The organism is Spirosoma soli, assembly GCF_042684525.1.
GTDB classification, from domain to species: Bacteria; Bacteroidota; Bacteroidia; order Cytophagales; family Spirosomataceae; genus Spirosoma; species Spirosoma soli.
In genome coordinates this window covers 1-17,082 of the sequence record NZ_JBHULN010000011.1, presented here as the reverse complement: position 1 = coordinate 17,082, position 17,082 = coordinate 1, and the positions used below count along the sequence as shown (strand labels likewise).

16 protein-coding genes and 2 rRNA genes are annotated in these 17,082 nt (G+C 47.6%); 15 read left to right on the top strand and 3 right to left on the bottom strand.

All coding sequences use genetic code 11. The features are described from left to right. Window positions 1–142: 142 nt before the first annotated feature. Window positions 143–949, bottom strand: coding sequence for an N-acetylmuramic acid 6-phosphate etherase (gene murQ / locus ACFSUS_RS17730; protein WP_381524923.1), 807 nt, complete (start codon window positions 947–949; stop codon window positions 143–145). A 125-nt stretch (window positions 950–1,074) separates the two neighbouring features. Here murQ and ilvD point away from each other — a divergent pair, with 125 nt between their 5' ends. The 15 genes from ilvD to ACFSUS_RS17655 all read left to right on the top strand — a co-directional run bounded on the left by ilvD (window position 1,075) and on the right by ACFSUS_RS17655 (window position 16,584). Then, the gene (ilvD, locus tag ACFSUS_RS17725; RefSeq protein ID WP_381524920.1) at window positions 1,075–2,775 is read left to right on the top strand and encodes a dihydroxy-acid dehydratase; all 1,701 of its coding nucleotides are present in this window, start codon (window positions 1,075–1,077) and stop codon (window positions 2,773–2,775) included. 47 nt (window positions 2,776–2,822) lie between these two features. Further along, on the top strand, window positions 2,823–4,568 hold the full coding sequence (gene ilvB, locus ACFSUS_RS17720) for a biosynthetic-type acetolactate synthase large subunit (protein ID WP_381524917.1): 1,746 nt from the start codon (window positions 2,823–2,825) through the stop codon (window positions 4,566–4,568). A gap of 24 nt (window positions 4,569–4,592) precedes the next feature. After that, window positions 4,593–5,126 carry an acetolactate synthase small subunit gene (gene ilvN / locus ACFSUS_RS17715; protein ID WP_381524914.1) on the top strand — a complete coding sequence of 178 codons (534 nt, stop codon included), beginning with the start codon at window positions 4,593–4,595 and terminating at the stop codon, window positions 5,124–5,126. Between the two features lie 40 nt (window positions 5,127–5,166). Beyond that, window positions 5,167–6,210: a ketol-acid reductoisomerase gene (gene ilvC, locus ACFSUS_RS17710; RefSeq protein ID WP_381524912.1), complete on the top strand. Its 1,044-nt coding sequence runs from the start codon at window positions 5,167–5,169 to the stop codon at window positions 6,208–6,210. A gap of 60 nt (window positions 6,211–6,270) precedes the next feature. Beyond that, the gene (locus ACFSUS_RS17705) at window positions 6,271–6,846 is read left to right on the top strand and encodes an O-methyltransferase (protein ID WP_381524910.1); all 576 of its coding nucleotides are present in this window, start codon (window positions 6,271–6,273) and stop codon (window positions 6,844–6,846) included. Between the two features lie 41 nt (window positions 6,847–6,887). After that, window positions 6,888–8,162: a threonine ammonia-lyase IlvA gene (gene ilvA / locus ACFSUS_RS17700; protein ID WP_381524907.1), complete on the top strand. Its 1,275-nt coding sequence runs from the start codon at window positions 6,888–6,890 to the stop codon at window positions 8,160–8,162. A 12-nt stretch (window positions 8,163–8,174) separates the two neighbouring features. Further along, a complete protein-coding gene (locus tag ACFSUS_RS17695; protein WP_381524904.1) occupies window positions 8,175–8,411 on the top strand; it encodes a DUF433 domain-containing protein in 237 nt (78 codons plus the stop codon). Continuing rightward, the gene (locus tag ACFSUS_RS17690; RefSeq protein ID WP_381524901.1) at window positions 8,395–8,721 is read left to right on the top strand and encodes a DUF5615 family PIN-like protein; all 327 of its coding nucleotides are present in this window, start codon (window positions 8,395–8,397) and stop codon (window positions 8,719–8,721) included. Before ACFSUS_RS17695 ends, ACFSUS_RS17690 begins: the two co-directional genes overlap by 17 nt. A 102-nt stretch (window positions 8,722–8,823) precedes the next feature. Beyond that, on the top strand, window positions 8,824–9,684 hold the full coding sequence (locus ACFSUS_RS17685) for a helix-turn-helix transcriptional regulator (protein ID WP_381524899.1): 861 nt from the start codon (window positions 8,824–8,826) through the stop codon (window positions 9,682–9,684). Window positions 9,685–9,812: 128 nt separating this feature from the next. After that, window positions 9,813–11,213, top strand: a complete 1,401-nt coding sequence (leuC, locus tag ACFSUS_RS17680) for a 3-isopropylmalate dehydratase large subunit (protein ID WP_381524897.1) — start codon at window positions 9,813–9,815, stop codon at window positions 11,211–11,213. 115 nt (window positions 11,214–11,328) lie between these two features. Then, window positions 11,329–11,934 carry a 3-isopropylmalate dehydratase small subunit gene (gene leuD, locus ACFSUS_RS17675; RefSeq protein ID WP_381525223.1) on the top strand — a complete coding sequence of 202 codons (606 nt, stop codon included), beginning with the start codon at window positions 11,329–11,331 and terminating at the stop codon, window positions 11,932–11,934. Window positions 11,935–12,019: 85 nt separating this feature from the next. Further along, window positions 12,020–13,540 carry an alpha-isopropylmalate synthase regulatory domain-containing protein gene (locus ACFSUS_RS17670; RefSeq protein WP_381524894.1) on the top strand — a complete coding sequence of 507 codons (1,521 nt, stop codon included), beginning with the start codon at window positions 12,020–12,022 and terminating at the stop codon, window positions 13,538–13,540. A gap of 1 nt (window position 13,541) precedes the next feature. Next, window positions 13,542–14,621 carry a 3-isopropylmalate dehydrogenase gene (leuB, locus tag ACFSUS_RS17665; protein ID WP_381524892.1) on the top strand — a complete coding sequence of 360 codons (1,080 nt, stop codon included), beginning with the start codon at window positions 13,542–13,544 and terminating at the stop codon, window positions 14,619–14,621. A gap of 251 nt (window positions 14,622–14,872) precedes the next feature. Then, the gene (locus ACFSUS_RS17660) at window positions 14,873–16,012 is read left to right on the top strand and encodes a 2-isopropylmalate synthase (RefSeq protein WP_381524890.1); all 1,140 of its coding nucleotides are present in this window, start codon (window positions 14,873–14,875) and stop codon (window positions 16,010–16,012) included. A gap of 95 nt (window positions 16,013–16,107) precedes the next feature. Then, a complete protein-coding gene (locus ACFSUS_RS17655; RefSeq protein ID WP_381524888.1) occupies window positions 16,108–16,584 on the top strand; it encodes a hypothetical protein in 477 nt (158 codons plus the stop codon). 123 nt (window positions 16,585–16,707) lie between these two features. On the opposite strand, the gene rrf is transcribed toward ACFSUS_RS17655, so the two are convergent. Next, window positions 16,708–16,818 (bottom strand): 5S ribosomal RNA (rrf, locus tag ACFSUS_RS17650). A 128-nt stretch (window positions 16,819–16,946) separates the two neighbouring features. Then, window positions 16,947–17,082, bottom strand: a 23S ribosomal RNA gene (locus tag ACFSUS_RS17645); the annotation flags it as partial.

Here is a 17,082-nt window from a genome sequence, read left to right as displayed (position 1 = left end):
GCTATTCTGATAGCGATCCATCCTACATTATGAATCTGTTTTTAACCAGTTAACTGATTTTTGAGCGCTGTTAACAACACAGATTAGTTTGCTGTCTGGTAGGCCCGTTAATGGGTTCAACGTTTTGTAAAACCGTTACCTGTTAGTTCGTTTGATTATAATTTTCAATCGCTCCTCGTACATTACCATACTTTTCTAACAGCGCTTCGGCCTCTTGTCGGCTGACTCCGATTTCGCTCATGACCATTTTAGCGGCCCGATCCTGCAATTTGATATTAGTCAGCTGCATGTCAACCATTTTATTACCTTTTACCCGGCCCAGCTGAATCATAACTGACGTAGAAATCATGTTCAGCACAAGCTTTTGAGCGGTTCCAGCCTTCATGCGCGTACTGCCTGTAACAAACTCTGGCCCAACAACAACCTCGATCGGAAACTCAGCCGCCCGCGCAACCGCCGAACCTGCATTACAAACAATGCATCCCGTTAGTAATCCAGCCGCACGAGCCTGCTGTAAGCCACCGATTACGTAAGGTGTCCGACCAGAGGCTGCAATTCCGATTACTGTATCATTAGCATTAGGTTCATATGGCGCAATGTCTTTCCAGGCTTGCTCGGCATCATCTTCGGCGAACTCAACAGCTTTACGAATAGCCCCGTCGCCCCCTGCCATTAAGCCAATAACTAGGTCAAAAGGAACACCATAAGTAGGAGGGCACTCTGATGCATCTACCACACCTAGTCGACCGCTTGTACCAGCTCCTATATATATTAAACGGCCTCCCAACTTCATCCGCTTAACAATTTCGTTCACCAGTGCTTCAATCTGAGGAATAGCCTTTTCTACGGCAAAAGGAACAGTATGATCTTCTTGGTTAATATTAACGAGCAAATCGTGCACCGACATTTGCTCTAAATGATCGTAGTGAGATGCGTTTTCTGTTGTCATAGTTCAAAAGTAAAGGCTATACTTTTTATCTGATAATTAATTAAACTTTTCTTGCCTTTTTGGACGAGATGATTTTCCTTTACGGCGTTATTACACTTACAGCGAAATTTCGCTAACGGTAGAGAATGGTAGCTGAAGACCCTACAACTGACTTAAATCGTTTTAGCCGCACGTTAACTCAGGAAGTTAGCAATCCGGCAGCCCAGGCAATGCTTTATGGTATTGGTTTAACTGAAGAGGACATGCAAAAGCCTCAAATAGGAATCGCCAGTACAGGGTATGAAGGCAACACCTGTAATATGCATTTAAACGGCCTATCGGTTTATGTAAAGCAGGGAATACAAGCGAATGGGTTAGTTGGGTTAATATTTAATACCATCGGTGTTTCCGACGGTATGACAAACGGGAATGATGGCATGCGCTATTCATTACCTAGCCGTGATCTTATTGCCGATTCTATTGAGTCAGTCGTTTCAGCTCAATGGTACGATGGTGTAGTAACCGTTGTAGGATGCGATAAAAACATGCCTGGGGCTGTCATGGCTATGGCACGACTCGACCGACCCGGTATTATGGTGTACGGCGGCACAATTCGTTCAGGACACTACAAAGGACAAAAGTTAGACATTGTTTCTGCTTTTGAAGCCCTGGGAAAAAAATACGCCAACAACATTTCTGACGAAGATTTCAAAGGCGTTGTCCAGAACGCCATTCCTGGGGCTGGTGCCTGTGGTGGTATGTATACAGCCAATACTATGGCTAGCAGCATCGAAGCAATGGGCTTAAGCTTGCCGTTTAGTAGTAGCTACCCGGCCACGCACGAAGGCAAGCAGGAAGAGTGCAAAAAAATTGGAGCCGCTATGCGGATTTTGTTGGAGCGTAATATTACTCCTCGGGATATTATCAACCGCAAATCGCTTGAGAACGCCTTTACGGTGGTGATGGCTCTCGGTGGTTCAACCAATGCGGTATTGCACTATTTGGCCATTGCCCGAGCCGTAGACATTCCCCTAACTCTTGATGAGATTCAAGCCATTAGCGACCGAGTACCTTTGTTAGCGGATCTTAAGCCAAGTGGCAAGTACTACATGGAAGATCTGCTGGCAATTGGTGGTGTTCCGGCTGTTACTAAGTACTTGTACCAACAAGGCATGATTCATGGCGATTGCATGACTGTTACAGGCAAAACAGTTGCCGAAAATCTGGCCGAAGCGCCTGACCTTGATTTTGACAGTCAGAAAATTGTGTTTCCTCTATCGCAGCCAATCAAGGCTACGGGTCATATCCAGGTTCTACGGGGTAACCTTGCCCCTACTGGGTCAGTAGCCAAAATTACCGGCAAAGAAGGCGAACGGTTTGAAGGAACGGCTAAAGTGTGCGAGCACGAAGGCGAAGTTATTGATGCCTTACAAAAAGGAGAGATTATACCTGGTCAGGTGATCGTTATCAGAAATGCAGGTCCGAAAGGTGGACCGGGCATGAGCGAGATGCTGAAGCCAACCTCTGCTATAATCGGAGCAGGATTGGGCGACAAAGTGGCGTTGATAACAGACGGCCGTTTTTCGGGTGGTACGCACGGATTCGTAGTGGGACACGTTACCCCTGAAGCCTATGAAGGTGGGCCGATTGCTTTAGTACAAAATGGCGACAGAATCACGATTGATGCGATCGGCCGACAGTTGACATTACACATTACCGACGAAGAACTAGCCGATCGTCGCAGTCGTTGGGTTCAACCAGCTCCGCGTTTTACAAAGGGCGTATTAGGCAAATACATACGTAGCGTAAAGTCAGCGAGCGAAGGTTGCGTAACCGACGAAGATTAAGCATTGCAATAGAACAACAAACTAAACGAACGTAAAAAACCAGCGTCATGGAAGCAATAGCCAGCGTTATGCCGCAAGCTCAGGAGACGGCTTCAGCTCCTACTTATATCAATGGCTCCCAGGCACTGATGAGAGCCCTGGTAGCCGAAGGTGTTGACACTATTTTTGGCTATCCCGGCGGAGCAATCATGCCCGTTTATGACGCCTTGTATGACTTTCAGGACGAACTGAACCACATTCTGGTACGTCATGAACAAGGTGCCGCCCATGCCGCTGAAGGGTACGCTCGGGTTACTGGTAGAGCCGGTGTTTGTTTAGTTACGTCGGGACCGGGGGCGACAAACCTCGTCACAGGAATCGCTGATGCGTTGATTGATTCTACCCCTATGGTCTGCATTGTGGGCCAGGTAGCCAAGAAACTCCTGGGGACTGATGCTTTTCAGGAAGCCGACGTAATGGGCGTTACCATGCCAATTACCAAGTGGAACTATCAGATCACCAGCGCCGACGAAGTGCCTGACGTCTTATCGAAAGCGTTTTATATTGCTCAATCGGGCCGCCCAGGACCAGTGTTGATTGATATTACCAAGAGCGCTCAACTGGAATTGATGACGAAGCCGTTTGTGTATGAGCGGTGTCAATCAATCGTTAGCTATCGCCCTCGTCGCATACCCAAACAAGACCAGATTGAAGCGGCTGCCAAGTTAATCAACAGCGCTAAACGGCCTTATCTGCTCGTCGGTCATGGTGTTCAAATTGCGAAGGCCGAAGATGAATTAAAAGCATTCATCGAAAAAACGGGAATTCCAGTCGCTACAACCCTTTTAGGCCAGTCGACTATCCCTACGAACCATCCGCTTTACGTTGGCTGGCTGGGCATGCACGGTAACTATGGCCCTAACGTAATGACCGATGAAGCTGATGTGATCATTGCCATTGGCATGCGCTTCGACGACCGTGTAACCGGCGATGCCAGCAAATACATTAAGCAGGCCAAGGTTGTTCACATAGAGATTGATCCGTCTGAGATTGATAAAATTATTCGGGCCAACGCTCCGGTTGTTGGTGATGCTAAAGAAGCCTTGAAAGCTCTTCTACCACTTGTTAATGCAAATGACCATACGATTTGGCGTAACGAGTTCCGCAAATACGACGCCATTGAGAATGAAGCCATCACAGTTCCAGAGTTAACCAGCATCGATGGAAAAATCCGTATGGCAGAGGTCATTGATATGCTTTCAAAAAAGACGAATGGTGAAGCCGTACTTGTCACCGATGTAGGACAGCATCAGATGATGGCTTCCCGGTACTATCAATTCCGCCGACCAAACAGCCTGGTTACTTCGGGTGGTATGGGCACAATGGGCTTTGCTTTACCGGCTGCGTTTGGAGCTCAGGTTGGTGCGCCAGATCGTCAGATCGTAGCCATCATCGGTGACGGCTGCTTTCAGATGACGTTGCAGGAACTGGGCACCATTGTACAGAATAAGCAACCCGTCAAAGCCATCATCTTGAATAATAACTTTTTAGGAATGGTACGTCAATGGCAACAGTTGTTCCACGAACGCCGGTACTCTTTTGTTGAGTTGCAAAACCCTGACTTCATTACGATTGCTAAAGGATTCGGCATGGATGGTCATACCTGTAACGAACGGTGCGATCTCTCAGCCTCGCTCGACAAGATGCTGGCACACGATGGCCCCTACCTGCTGGAAGTCATTGTAGAGAAAGAAGAGAATGTATTCCCGATGGTACCAGCCGGAGCCAGCGTATCACAAATTCGACTGAAATAAAACACCCATTACGGGTTGGGGGCCATGACGACCTACACCATCTGCATATTCACCGAAAACACGATCGGGCTGCTTAACCGCATTACGATCATTTTCACGCGCCGTCGCATCAATATTGAAAGCCTCACGGTATCAGAAACCGAACGGAAAGGTATTTCGCGCTTCACGATTGTGATTAAGCATGAGTCACGTGAGGAGGTAGAGAAGCTAGTACGGCAAATTCGCAAGATCGTCGAGGTATTGGCGGTGTTCGGCTATCTCAACGATGAGATTGTCTATAACGAAATCGCCCTGTTCAAAATCTCAACCCCCTTGGGCGGTAAGTCGCTCGATGTAGAGACAATCAACAAGCAGTATAAAGCCTGGGTTGTGTATTGGGGACTGGATTATGTCGTCATCGAAAAAACAGGTAACGACACCGAGATTTTTGACTTTTTCGCTTACCTCAAGCAGTATGAGATTCTGGAGTTTGTGCGGTCAGGACGTGTAGCGGTTGGCAAAACCGAAAAAGGGTTGGTCGAGTACCTACCCGAGGCTGAATGGGCTTATTACCTGTAACTAATTAACCTGAAAATACGAGTACAAAAATCAATTAAATATGGCAACGATTAATTTCGGAGGAGTTGAAGAACAAGTTGTTACCCGGGAAGAATTCCCGCTAGAGAAAGCCCGTGAGGTGCTGGCTAGTGAAGTTATTGCCGTTATTGGCTATGGCGTACAAGGTCCCGGTCAATCGCTCAACATGCGTGATAATGGCTTCAATGTCATTGTCGGTCAACGCAAAGGTAAAACCTACGATAAAGCGGTTGCCGACGGCTGGGTACCCGGCGAAACACTCTTCGAGATTGAAGAAGCTCTCGAGCGCGGCACCATCATCTGTTTCTTACTCTCCGACGCTGCCCAGATTGAGCTTTGGCCAACCGTAAAAGCCGCGCTTAAGCCTGGTAAATCGCTTTACTTCTCGCATGGCTTCGGCGTAACCTACAAAGATCAAACCGGCATCGTTCCTCCTGCCGATGTTGATGTGTTCTTAGTAGCTCCCAAAGGTTCTGGCACCTCATTACGCCGGTTATTTGTGGAAGGCAAAGGCTTGAACTCCAGCTTTGCCATTTATCAGGATGCATCGGGCCACGCCCGCGAAAAGTGTATCGCTATGGGCATTGGCGTTGGTTCAGGCTACCTATTCGAAACTGATTTCTATAAAGAAGTAACCTCTGACCTGACCGGTGAGCGTGGCACATTAATGGGTGCCATTCAAGGCATTTTCGCGGCTCAATACGAAGTGCTACGTGCCAATGGCCACAGCCCTTCTGAGGCTTTCAACGAAACGGTTGAAGAGTTGACACAATCGCTTATGCCGCTGGTAGCCGAGAACGGTATGGATTGGATGTACGCTAACTGCTCTACTACGGCTCAACGTGGCGCCCTCGACTGGTGGAAGCCCTTCCGCGACGCCACCAAACCTGTTTTTGAAAAACTGTACAACTCAGTGAAAGCGGGGGAACAGGCCAACATCTCAATCACGCGCAACTCACAACCTGATTACCGCGAGAAACTTGAAGGCGAATTAGCCGAACTGCGCGAGTCAGAAATGTGGCAGGCAGGCACTGCTGTTCGTAGTCTGCGTCCAGAACGTAGTTAATCCTTCTCTATTATGTTGTCGGGGCAGCCTTGTCCCGACAACACAGTTTTACATAGATTCATGTTCGATCACGTCGCCGAGGTTGTTGGCTCTCACAAAGAAATTGCATCAGCTTCGGCTGACTTAGGCTTTTCCATGAGTGTGGATGTGCAGGCAGCCTCACTACTCCGAACGTTAGCAAGGTTAAAGCCAGGCGGCAAGTTCTTGGAGCTAGGCACCGGAACGGGCTTATCAACAGCCTGGCTCCTCGACGGCATGGATGAACAGTCAACGCTTATTTCGGTGGATAATGACCTGGCTTGTCAGGCTATTGCTGAGAAATTTCTCGGCGTGGACAACCGACTACAATTGATTTGCCAGGACGGTGAAGAATGGCTTAACGCCAATACGGAATCGTTTGACTTCATTTTCGCCGACACTTGGGCCGGAAAGTACCTACAGCTTAATAAAGCCTTGTCGATACTTAAGCCTAATGGTATCTATGTGATCGACGACATGCTTCCGCAACCCAATTGGCCGGAAGGCCATCAGGCAAAAGCGGATCGCTTGATAGCCCAGCTAGACTCGAGAGACGATTTAATACTGACAAAGTTGGCCTGGTCTACCGGCTTAGTTATAGCGACAAAAAAGGGCTGACGAAGTTTTCGTATTTTTGTAGAATACGGAATAAGCAACTAATGAGCACTGGAACCGACGTCGACAAGCTAATCGCCTTTCCTGACCTTGATAATATCTACCTCGCGGCCGACCGGCTCAGGGGCATAGCTACGCATACCCCTTTACAGGAAAATATCAACCTATCGGACCGTTATGGAGCTAACATCTTCCTGAAACGGGAAGACCTGCAAGTCGTACGGTCTTACAAGATTAGAGGAGCCTACAATAAAATGGCCAGCCTACCGGCCGAAGCGTTGGCAAAAGGCGTAGTTTGTGCCAGTGCAGGCAACCACGCGCAAGGCTTAGCCTACGCCTGTCGGAAAATGGGTGTGCATGGCCGTATTTTCATGCCTACCACTACCCCAAATCAGAAGGTAAAGCAGGTAAAACTTTTTGGAAAAGAATTCGTAGAGGTAGTCTTGACGGGCGACACTTATGACGACGCGTATTACGCAGCCGTTGACTATGTAAATACTCATGACAGCACCTTTGTGCACCCTTTTGACGATATCCAGGTTATGGAAGGACAAGGCACAGTTGGGCTGGAAATTTTTAAGGACTCTAACTTCAAGATTGACTACTTACTGATGGCCATTGGCGGAGGTGGACTAGCGTCGGGTGTATCGACGGTTTTTAAGCAACTGAGCCCTAAGACCAAGCTTATTGGCGTAGAACCGCTGGGTTCACCGTCCATGAAAGTAGCCATAGATGAAGGACATGTAGTGACGCTTACCGAGATTGATAAGTTTGTTGATGGGGCGGCCGTCAAACGCGTTGGTGAAACAACGTTTGAAGTCTGCCGCAAATACCTCGACCGAATTATCTTGGTCCCCGAGGGAAAAGTGTGCACGACAATCCTTCAACTCTACAATGAGGAAGCCATCGTTGCCGAACCAGCCGGTGCATTGACCATTGCAGCCCTCGATTTCCTGAAAGATGAAATCCGTGGCAAGAATGTCGTGTGTTTAGTCGGTGGCGGCAATAATGATATTACCCGAACGGAAGAAATCAAAGAGCGCTCTTTATTATACGAGGGTCTCAAGCATTACTTTATCATTCGCTTTCCACAACGAGCCGGTGCTTTCCGGGATTTTCTAAATGTGCTAGGCCCTAATGACGACATTAGCCGCTTTGAGTATGTCAAGAAAACAAACCGAGAAACCGGCCCCGCGGTGGTAGGTATTGAGCTAAAGCATCGCGAAGACTTCGAGCCCCTCATTCAGCGCATGCAGGAGCAAAATATTGCCTTTGAGTACCTGAATAATCAGCCCGATCTATTCCAGTTTTTGGTATAAACAAGTTGCCTTATGAAAAGCCCAATCACAATTGACCCGGATATTCAATTTGGCACGCCCGTTTTTACAGGGACACGGGTACCCGTTGAATCTTTGTTTTGGCATTTAGAAAGTGGCATTTCATTGGATACCTTTTTAGAAGAATTCCCTTCAGTAACTCGTGAACAAGCTGTAGCAGTGTTAGATATGGCAGCGAAAGCGTTTAGCTCTGACAAATTGCTCTCTCTGATTTATGAAATTGCTGATTGACGAAAACTTACCCAAACTTCTAAAACAGCATTTGACGGACCATGAAGCATATACAGTGCGGGATATGGGTTGGCAAAGCAAGAAAAACGGCGAGCTGTTGAAATTGATGCTGGCTGAGAGCTTTGATGTACTGATTACGTTTGACAAGAATATGCGATATCAGCAAAACTTTGCGAAGTATCCGATAGCCGTATTGGTACTGAACGCATCTGGGAATGCACTGCCTTTTCTGGAACCTCTGATTCCCGCAATGCAAGAAACACTAAGCCAACCTTTGCCTACTGGAGCAACCGTCATTTCTGCTCCTTAAGTATAGTAAATTTAGAAAAGCCTAATCTGATCTTCTTTATAAACGAATCTAACAGTCAGGAACACATTAGAATGCTTATAGTGAGTTTTTGCATCTGTATCCATGCTACGCGTTCCTTCATCCATACAAGCGGATCAGTTCCAGTCCTTAAGCATTCGGCGACCCGACGCGTCGGAGATGACGTTTGTGGCATACCGCAGTGATGTTTACCCTGAACGTAATGAGGTTTTTTTCGAAGAACACGCTGTTATTGTTGTCCTGGAAGGAGAGAAAAAGTTCAGCTCGCCAACGCAGGAGTTACATGTCCGCAAAGGTCAGATTCTGTTTTTCCAGCGGGGTTGCTACTCCATGAATGAATCCATAGATTCCAGTTACCGGAGTCTGGTATTCTTCGTCAATGAAAAACTGCTGAAAGAATTTGTCGGTCAACACTTAACCCTGTTTCAATCTGTACCCGCCCCGCTCCCGGCCGACTCGATTCTTTCACTGGCTTCGTCACCTACGTTTGCTACGTTCATTGATTCATTGCTGCCTTATTTTGGAGCCAAGACACCTTTTTTGAATGAATTACTACACCTGAAGTTTCAGGAATTGCTATTGCATTTGCTGGAACTTGATACATCGGGGCAGCTAAGAGCCATTTTGCTGCATATTTATCAAGGCCAGAAGCCGGACCTCGATTACCTCATGCACACTTACCTATTGAAACCGCTGTCGATGAACGAGTTATCGCGGCTTTCTGGCCGGAGCCTCTCTGCTTTCAAACGTGATTTTGAGGAGCATTTCCGTACGTCACCGGGACAATGGATTCGGCACAAGCGTCTTGAGCATGCTCATTTTTTACTCCGTAATACCGATAAAAACGTATCAGAAGTTAGCCTGGAAATCGGCTACGAAAGCGTATCACACTTTATAAAGGCTTACAAGCAACAATACGGTTTTACACCCAAACATATCAACTGAGCTAAAATCGCTATTTACTGGACGAATGCCGTGATGAGCGATTCAGAAAGACCAAGCAATTTTGCATTTAAGTTTCTCTGCCATAGCGATACCAGAGAACCATACCAGAAATAATATCCTCTACAGCTATGAGTACCCCAACAACCCTGTTCGATAAAGTATGGGATGCGCACGTCGTCCGGCAGATTGAAGATGGACCTGATGTGCTTTTTATAGACCGGCACTTTATTCATGAAGTAACAAGTCCGGTAGCCTTTTTGGGCCTTGAAGGCCGGGGCGCGTCTGTATTTTTTTCGGAGCGTACCTTCGCAACAGCCGACCACAATACCCCTACCATCAACCAACACTTACCCGTCGCTGACCCATTGTCAGCGAACCAGTTAGCAGCGCTGGAGCGTAATGCGACCAATCACGGTATTTCATACTGGGGTTTAGGTCATGAGAAAAACGGTATTGTACACGTAATAGGACCTGAAAACGGCATCACCCTGCCCGGTATGACCATTGTTTGTGGCGACTCGCACACATCCACTCACGGTGCCTTCGGTGCAATTGCCTTCGGTATTGGCACGTCAGAAGTCGAAATGGTGCTGGCATCTCAGTGCATTATGCAGCCTAAGCCTAAAAAAATGCGCATCAGCGTTAACGGCACTTTAGGCAAAGCTGTGCTGCCCAAAGACGTTATCTTGTACATTATTTCGCAGATTTCGGCCAGCGGAGCCACCGGCTACTTTGTCGAATATGCTGGTGATGTTTTCGAGAACATGAGCATGGAAGGCCGGATGACGGTCTGCAACATGAGTATTGAAATGGGCGCACGAGGTGGCATGATTGCTCCGGATCAGCAAACCTTCAGCTATCTGAAGGGCCGTGAATTATCGCCCAAAGGCGAACAATGGGATAAACTGGTTCCTTACTGGCAAACACTCAAAACCGACGAAGGCGCTACCTTCGACGTTGACCTGACGTTTGACGCAGCTGACATTGAGCCGCAGATTACATACGGCACAAATCCTGGTATGGGCACGGGTGTAACGCGCCAAATTCCGTTAGCTGAAGCGGTCAAGGATGGTGTTGCCAGCTACAAAAAATCATTGCAGTACATGGGCTTTGCCGAAAATGAATCAATGATTGGCAAGCCAGTTGATTTTGTATTTCTTGGTAGCTGCACCAATGGCCGTATTGAAGATTTCCGGGCTTTTGCTTCAATCGTGAAGGGTCGTCAGAAAGCTGATCACGTAACGGCCTGGTTAGTACCAGGGTCGCACATTGTTGAAAAGCAGATTCACGACGAAGGTATTTTGGATATTCTGAAACAGGCTGGATTCGAATTACGTCAGCCGGGCTGTTCTGCTTGTCTGGCTATGAATGAAGACAAGATTCCAGCCGGAAAATACGCCGTTTCGACGTCAAACCGCAATTTCGAGGGTCGTCAGGGACCCGGTGCGCGCACGTTGCTGGCCAGCCCATTAGTTGCGGCTGCCGCTGCAGTAACGGGTGTAGTAACAGACCCACGTCAATTAATCTAACCACCGTTATCTAGCCAATCGCTTTGCTGCATCGGGTAGCCCTTTATGCTACTTAAGTATATAGCTAATGGCAGGAAAGCGAGCGACTATGACCGACAATGATCGACCTCAAAACATGGCTTACGATAAATTCACTATACTCCGTAGCAGTGCCGTTCCGATGCCAATCGAGAACGTAGATACAGACCAAATTATTCCCGCCCGCTTCCTGAAAGCCACCGAGCGCAAGGGATTCGGCGACAATTTGTTTCGCGACTGGCGTTACAACAGCGATGACACGCCCAAGGCTGACTTTGTGCTGAATAATCCTACGTATTCGGGGGCGACCCGTAAGATTCTGGTTGGCGGCAAGAATTTCGGGAGTGGTTCAAGCCGCGAACACGCAGCCTGGGCAATTTACGATTATGGCTTTCGCTGTGTGGTATCGAGCTTCTTCGCCGACATTTTCCGGAACAACTCAATAAACGTCGGCATTCTGCCCGTACAGGTTAGCCCGGAGTTTCTGGCGAAGATCTTCGCAGCCATTGAAGCCGACCCTGATACTGAGCTGGAAGTAAACTTGCCCGAGCAGACGATCACTCTTTTGGCTACGGGTGAAAGCGAAACGTTTGACATTAACGGTTATAAAAAGCATAACCTCACCAACGGCTACGACGACATCGACTACCTCCTGTCGATGAAAAACGAAATTGCCGCCTTCGCTGAAACGCGACCATTTTAAAGAGTGAAAGAGTGAATGTATGAAAGAGTGGACTGCCACATCCTCTTTCGCTCTTTCACTCTTTCATTCATTCACTCTTTAAATTATGAAACGTCGATACATTGAAATCATGGATACGACGCTTCGTGATGGCGAACAGACCAGCGGAGTGTCGTTTTCAGCGTCAGAAAAATTAGCCTTAGCCCAACTATTACTTACAGAAGTTAAAGTAGATCGGGTGGAGGTGGCCTCGGCTCGGGTATCGGCGGGTGAGTTAGAAGCCGTTCAGCAAATCACCCAATGGGCAGCCAAAGTTGGCTTATTGGATAAGGTTGAGGTACTGACATTTGTAGATGGTCAGGCTTCCCTGGATTGGATGCAGACATCGGGTGCAAAAGTCATGAACCTGCTTACGAAGGGTTCGCTTAACCACCTAACCCACCAGTTAAGGAAAACGCCCCAGGAACACTTTTCGGAGATCCAGCAGGTCATTGATGAAGGCCAGAAGCAAGGCATACAGGCGAATGTCTATCTTGAGGACTGGAGCAATGGCATGCGCAATTCGCCTGACTACGTATTTCATTATCTTGACTTCCTCCAAACACAGCCTGTCAAACGGGTACTTTTGCCGGATACGCTGGGCGTATTGATCCCATCGGAATCATATCAGTTCGTCCAACAGCTAGTAACCCGGTATCCGACACTGCACTTCGACTTCCATGCCCATAATGATTACGACCTGAGTATAGCCAACGTCATGGAAGCGATTAGGGCGGGGGCCCACGGCATTCATCTGACCGTGAACGGGCTGGGTGAACGGGCAGGCAATGCCCCAATGGCTAGTGCTATCGCTGTATTGCGCGACTTCATGCCGGAAGTCAAACTGGGTGTGGTTGAGAAATCACTTTACCAGGTTAGCAAGATTGTCGAGACGTTTTCGGGGCTTCGAATTCCTGACAACAAACCCGTTGTGGGCGATAATGTATTTACCCAAACAGCTGGTATCCACGCCGATGGCGACAAAAAAAACAACCTGTATTTCAACACGCTTCTCCCCGAACGCTTTGGTCGGAAACGGAGCTACGCCTTAGGAAAAACCTCAGGAAAATCAAACATTGAGAATAATCTTCGCGAACTGGGGATTCAACTCTCCGAAGCCGACCTCAAAAAAGTAACGCAACGAGTTATCGAGCTGGGTGATCAGAAGGAGGTCGTCACGCGCGAAGATTTGCCCTACGTCATTTCCGACGTACTGAACACGAATGCCATTGCCTCACGAGTCGAGATACTCAACTATGTCTTGACGCATTCTAAAGACCTCAAACCATCCGCAACCCTGCGGATGCGTATTGTGGAAGAGCAGTTTGAGGAGAATGCACAGGGAGATGGGCAGTACGATGCGTTCATGAACGCGTTGAAAAAAATATACGCCAGAATGAAGCTCACGTTGCCCGAGTTAACAGACTATGCGGTACGTATTCCAACTGGAGGACGTACTGATGCTCTTTGCGAGACAATCATTACCTGGAAGTACAAAAACCGTGAATTTAAAACCCGGGGCCTCGATTCCGACCAGACCGTTTCGGCGATCAAGGCAACCCAAAAAATGCTGAATACACTCGATTAAAATGGCAAAAAAACACATTCTTGTTGTCCCCGGCGATGGTATTGGGGCCGAAGTAACCACCGTAGGCAAGCAGGTTCTGGAAATTATTGCTCAAAAATTTGGGCACGAATTCACATACGACGAAGCACTCATTGGCCACGTTGCCATTGAGGCCACAGGCTCTCCCCTTCCCGACGAAACGTTAACCAAAATGCGCGCTGCCGACGCCGTTCTGTTCGGAGCAGTAGGCCATCCCAAATACGACAATGATCCTTCGGCAAAAGTCCGGCCCGAACAGGGATTGCTGAAAATGCGTAAGGAGTTGGGGTTATACGCCAATTTACGCCCAATCAAGCTATTCGACGAGTTGCTTGATGCGTCAAGTATTAAACCAGAGATTCTGCGCGGAGCCGATATTCTGTTTTTCCGTGAATTGACGGGTGACGTATATTTTGGCAAACGGGAACGACTTGATGAAGGTAATACGGCCTACGATACTATGATTTACAGCAAATACGAGGTAGAACGTATCACCCGTAAGGCATTCGAAGCGGCACGGACTCGTAGCAAGAGACTGTGTTCGGTCGATAAAGCGAATGTTCTGGAAAGTAGCCGCTTATGGCGTGAAGTGGTTCAGGCAATTGCACCTGAGTACCCCGACGTTACAGTCGAACATCAGTTTATTGATGCCGCTGCCATGTTGCTGATTAAAGACCCAAAACGTTTCGACGTGGTGGTTACGGGTAATCTTTTCGGGGACATACTCACTGACGAAGCTAGTCAGATAGCCGGTTCGATGGGTATGCTGGCGTCGGCTTCAGTTGGCGATAACACCGGTGTATATGAACCTATTCACGGTTCAGCACATGACATTACGGGCAAGGGTGTCGCTAATCCTTTGGCTTCGGTATTATCAGTTGCCTTGATGCTCGACATTTCATTTGGTTTAAAGGCGGAAGCAGAATCGGTTGTTAAAGCGGTTGATAATGTATTAAAGGCGGGCTACCGCACTCGTGATATTGCTAATTTAACTACGCCTTCAGACAAGGTTCTGGGAACTGAAGCGATGGGTAATCAATTATTGTCTCAACTAAGAGCTTAAGCCTAAGTTTAATACCAATCAAAAAATTAGGTGTTTGCTTGCATATTTTTTCAAAACATATACTTTTGTAGCGTATTTACGCATTCAGCGAAATTTCGCAGAGTAGTATATGAGCCTATATCTCCTTAACCATTTACAGCGACTGCTTAGCTCATTTTGAGAGATGGAGACTTTATATTTTAATATAAGCCCTCTCTCGCGATAGGGCTTTTTTTTCGCATTAATTAGTTACCTCTATATCAATCAATCCCATGAGCCAACGAGTATTTATATTTGACACCACTCTACGAGACGGCGAACAAGTTCCGGGTTGCCAGTTGACTACTGAAGAGAAGATCATAGTGGCCAAAGAACTGGAGCGATTGGGCGTTGATATTATTGAAGCAGGCTTTCCCATTTCAAGTCCCGGTGATTTCCGATCAGTTGTTGAAATATCCAAAGCTGTATCTGAACCCACAGTCTGTGCTTTGAGCCGAGCTGTCAAAGGCGATATAGATGCCGCTGGTGAAGCCCTGAAATGGGCAAAAAAGGGTCGAATTCATACCGGTATTGGTTCATCAGATATACACATCCGTAATAAGTTTGGCAGTACTCGGGAAAAAATTCTGGAGCAGGCGGTTGCAGCGGTTAAACACGCCAAAACCTATGTGGAAGATGTCGAATTTTACGCCGAAGACGCTGGACGAGCTGATCTAGCATTTCTCTCTCAGCTTACCGAAGCGGTCATTAATGCTGGTGCCACCGTTGTCAATATTCCTGACACAACGGGCTATTGCCTCCCCGACGAATACGGCAAGAAGATCGCTTACATCTACGAGCATGTATCGAATGTTCATCAGGCTACCATCTCCATTCATTGCCATAACGACCTAGGGTTAGCGACTGCCAATACCCTGGCAGGCGTTATGAATGGGGCTCGTCAGGTAGAAGTTACCATGAACGGCATTGGCGAACGGGCGGGTAACACCTCGCTTGAAGAAGTAGTAATGGCACTGAAAGTGCGGAAAGAGCTTGGATTCTTTACAAACGTTGATTCAACCCGTCTTTTTCCGGTGAGCAATTTAGTGGCTGAAATGATGCATATGCCCGTTCAGGCCAACAAAGCGATTGTCGGCCGAAATGCGTTTGCTCACTCGTCAGGTATCCATCAGGATGGTTTTCTAAAGCATTCGGAGAATTACGAGATCATGAATCCACAAGATGTGGGCGTTGATAAATCATTGATTGTATTAACGGCTCGTAGTGGTCGTCATGCGTTGAAGCACCGGTTAGAACTGCTCGGATTTCGCTACGATAAACCTACCCTCGACGGTATTTACACACGTTTCCTGGATATGGCTGATATTCGTAAAGAAGTCAATGATAAAGATTTGATGGAGTTAGTACGTTAGATTTCACAATCCATTATCCATCGAACAAAACAGCTAAACATGCTGTTCAAGTCAAGTAATAGTTGTTTATAAGTAACTCGAAATTAACTACAGCTATGGCAAGACCCACTCCCGAGCTTATCGACGCCTTACGACGAACTGCCCGTAACCTCAAAAATGGTGCCCCTTACCAGTGGGGACATATGGGAGGTTGCAACTGCGGTAACCTGGCGCAGGAACTGACAAAACTGAGCAAAGACCAAATTCACCAATATGCCATGCAGCGTTACGGCGATTGGAACGAGCAAGTCGACGATTACTGCTCAACCAGTCAAATGTCAATCGATATTGTCATCAACGAGATGCTCAATGCTGGCTTGATGCTTGAGGATATTAAGCACCTTGAAAAGCTTGATGACCGGCAGGTTCTCGTGCGGTTTCCGTTGGAAAAGCGCTTTTTGAAGCACAACGTTCGTGATGACGTAGTAGTGTATATGAACGAATGGGCTAACTTATTGGAAGAGCAATTATTGGCAAAGATAACTTTACCCAATTTTCAAGCTCTTGAGCGCGCAGAATTCGAAGCTGTCTAACTAGATTATCTGCTTTATTGATAGGGGCTGGCTTGTAAGTCAGCCCTTCTGTTTTGCTTTGAAGCCTCCTGAAACGCAAAGAGCTCGTCCCTTATGAGGACGAGCTCTGGCTTGCAATACATCAGGTGGCACCTTCCTACTCTCCCACTTGTGACAGCAGTACCATCGGCAGTACGGGGCTTAACGGCTCTGTTCGGAATGGTAGAGGTGTCCACCCGCCTTACCAGCACCAACCTGGATGTCTCTTCTATGACCAGCACAACGCCAGTCAACCTATATCCTTTCGTCTTAGGCCCCACAGAGAAAGACCTGGTGATAAACCTATAACTCCTTGCTACTACTCATTCACTCTTCGTAAGAACCAGCTCACGCTCCCGGGCTCATTAGTACGGCTCAGCTCTAGACATCTCTGCCCCTACACCTGCCGCCTATCCACGTGCTCGTCTCGCACAACCCTTTCGTAGATGACTCATCTTGGGGCCAGTTTCGCACTTAGAT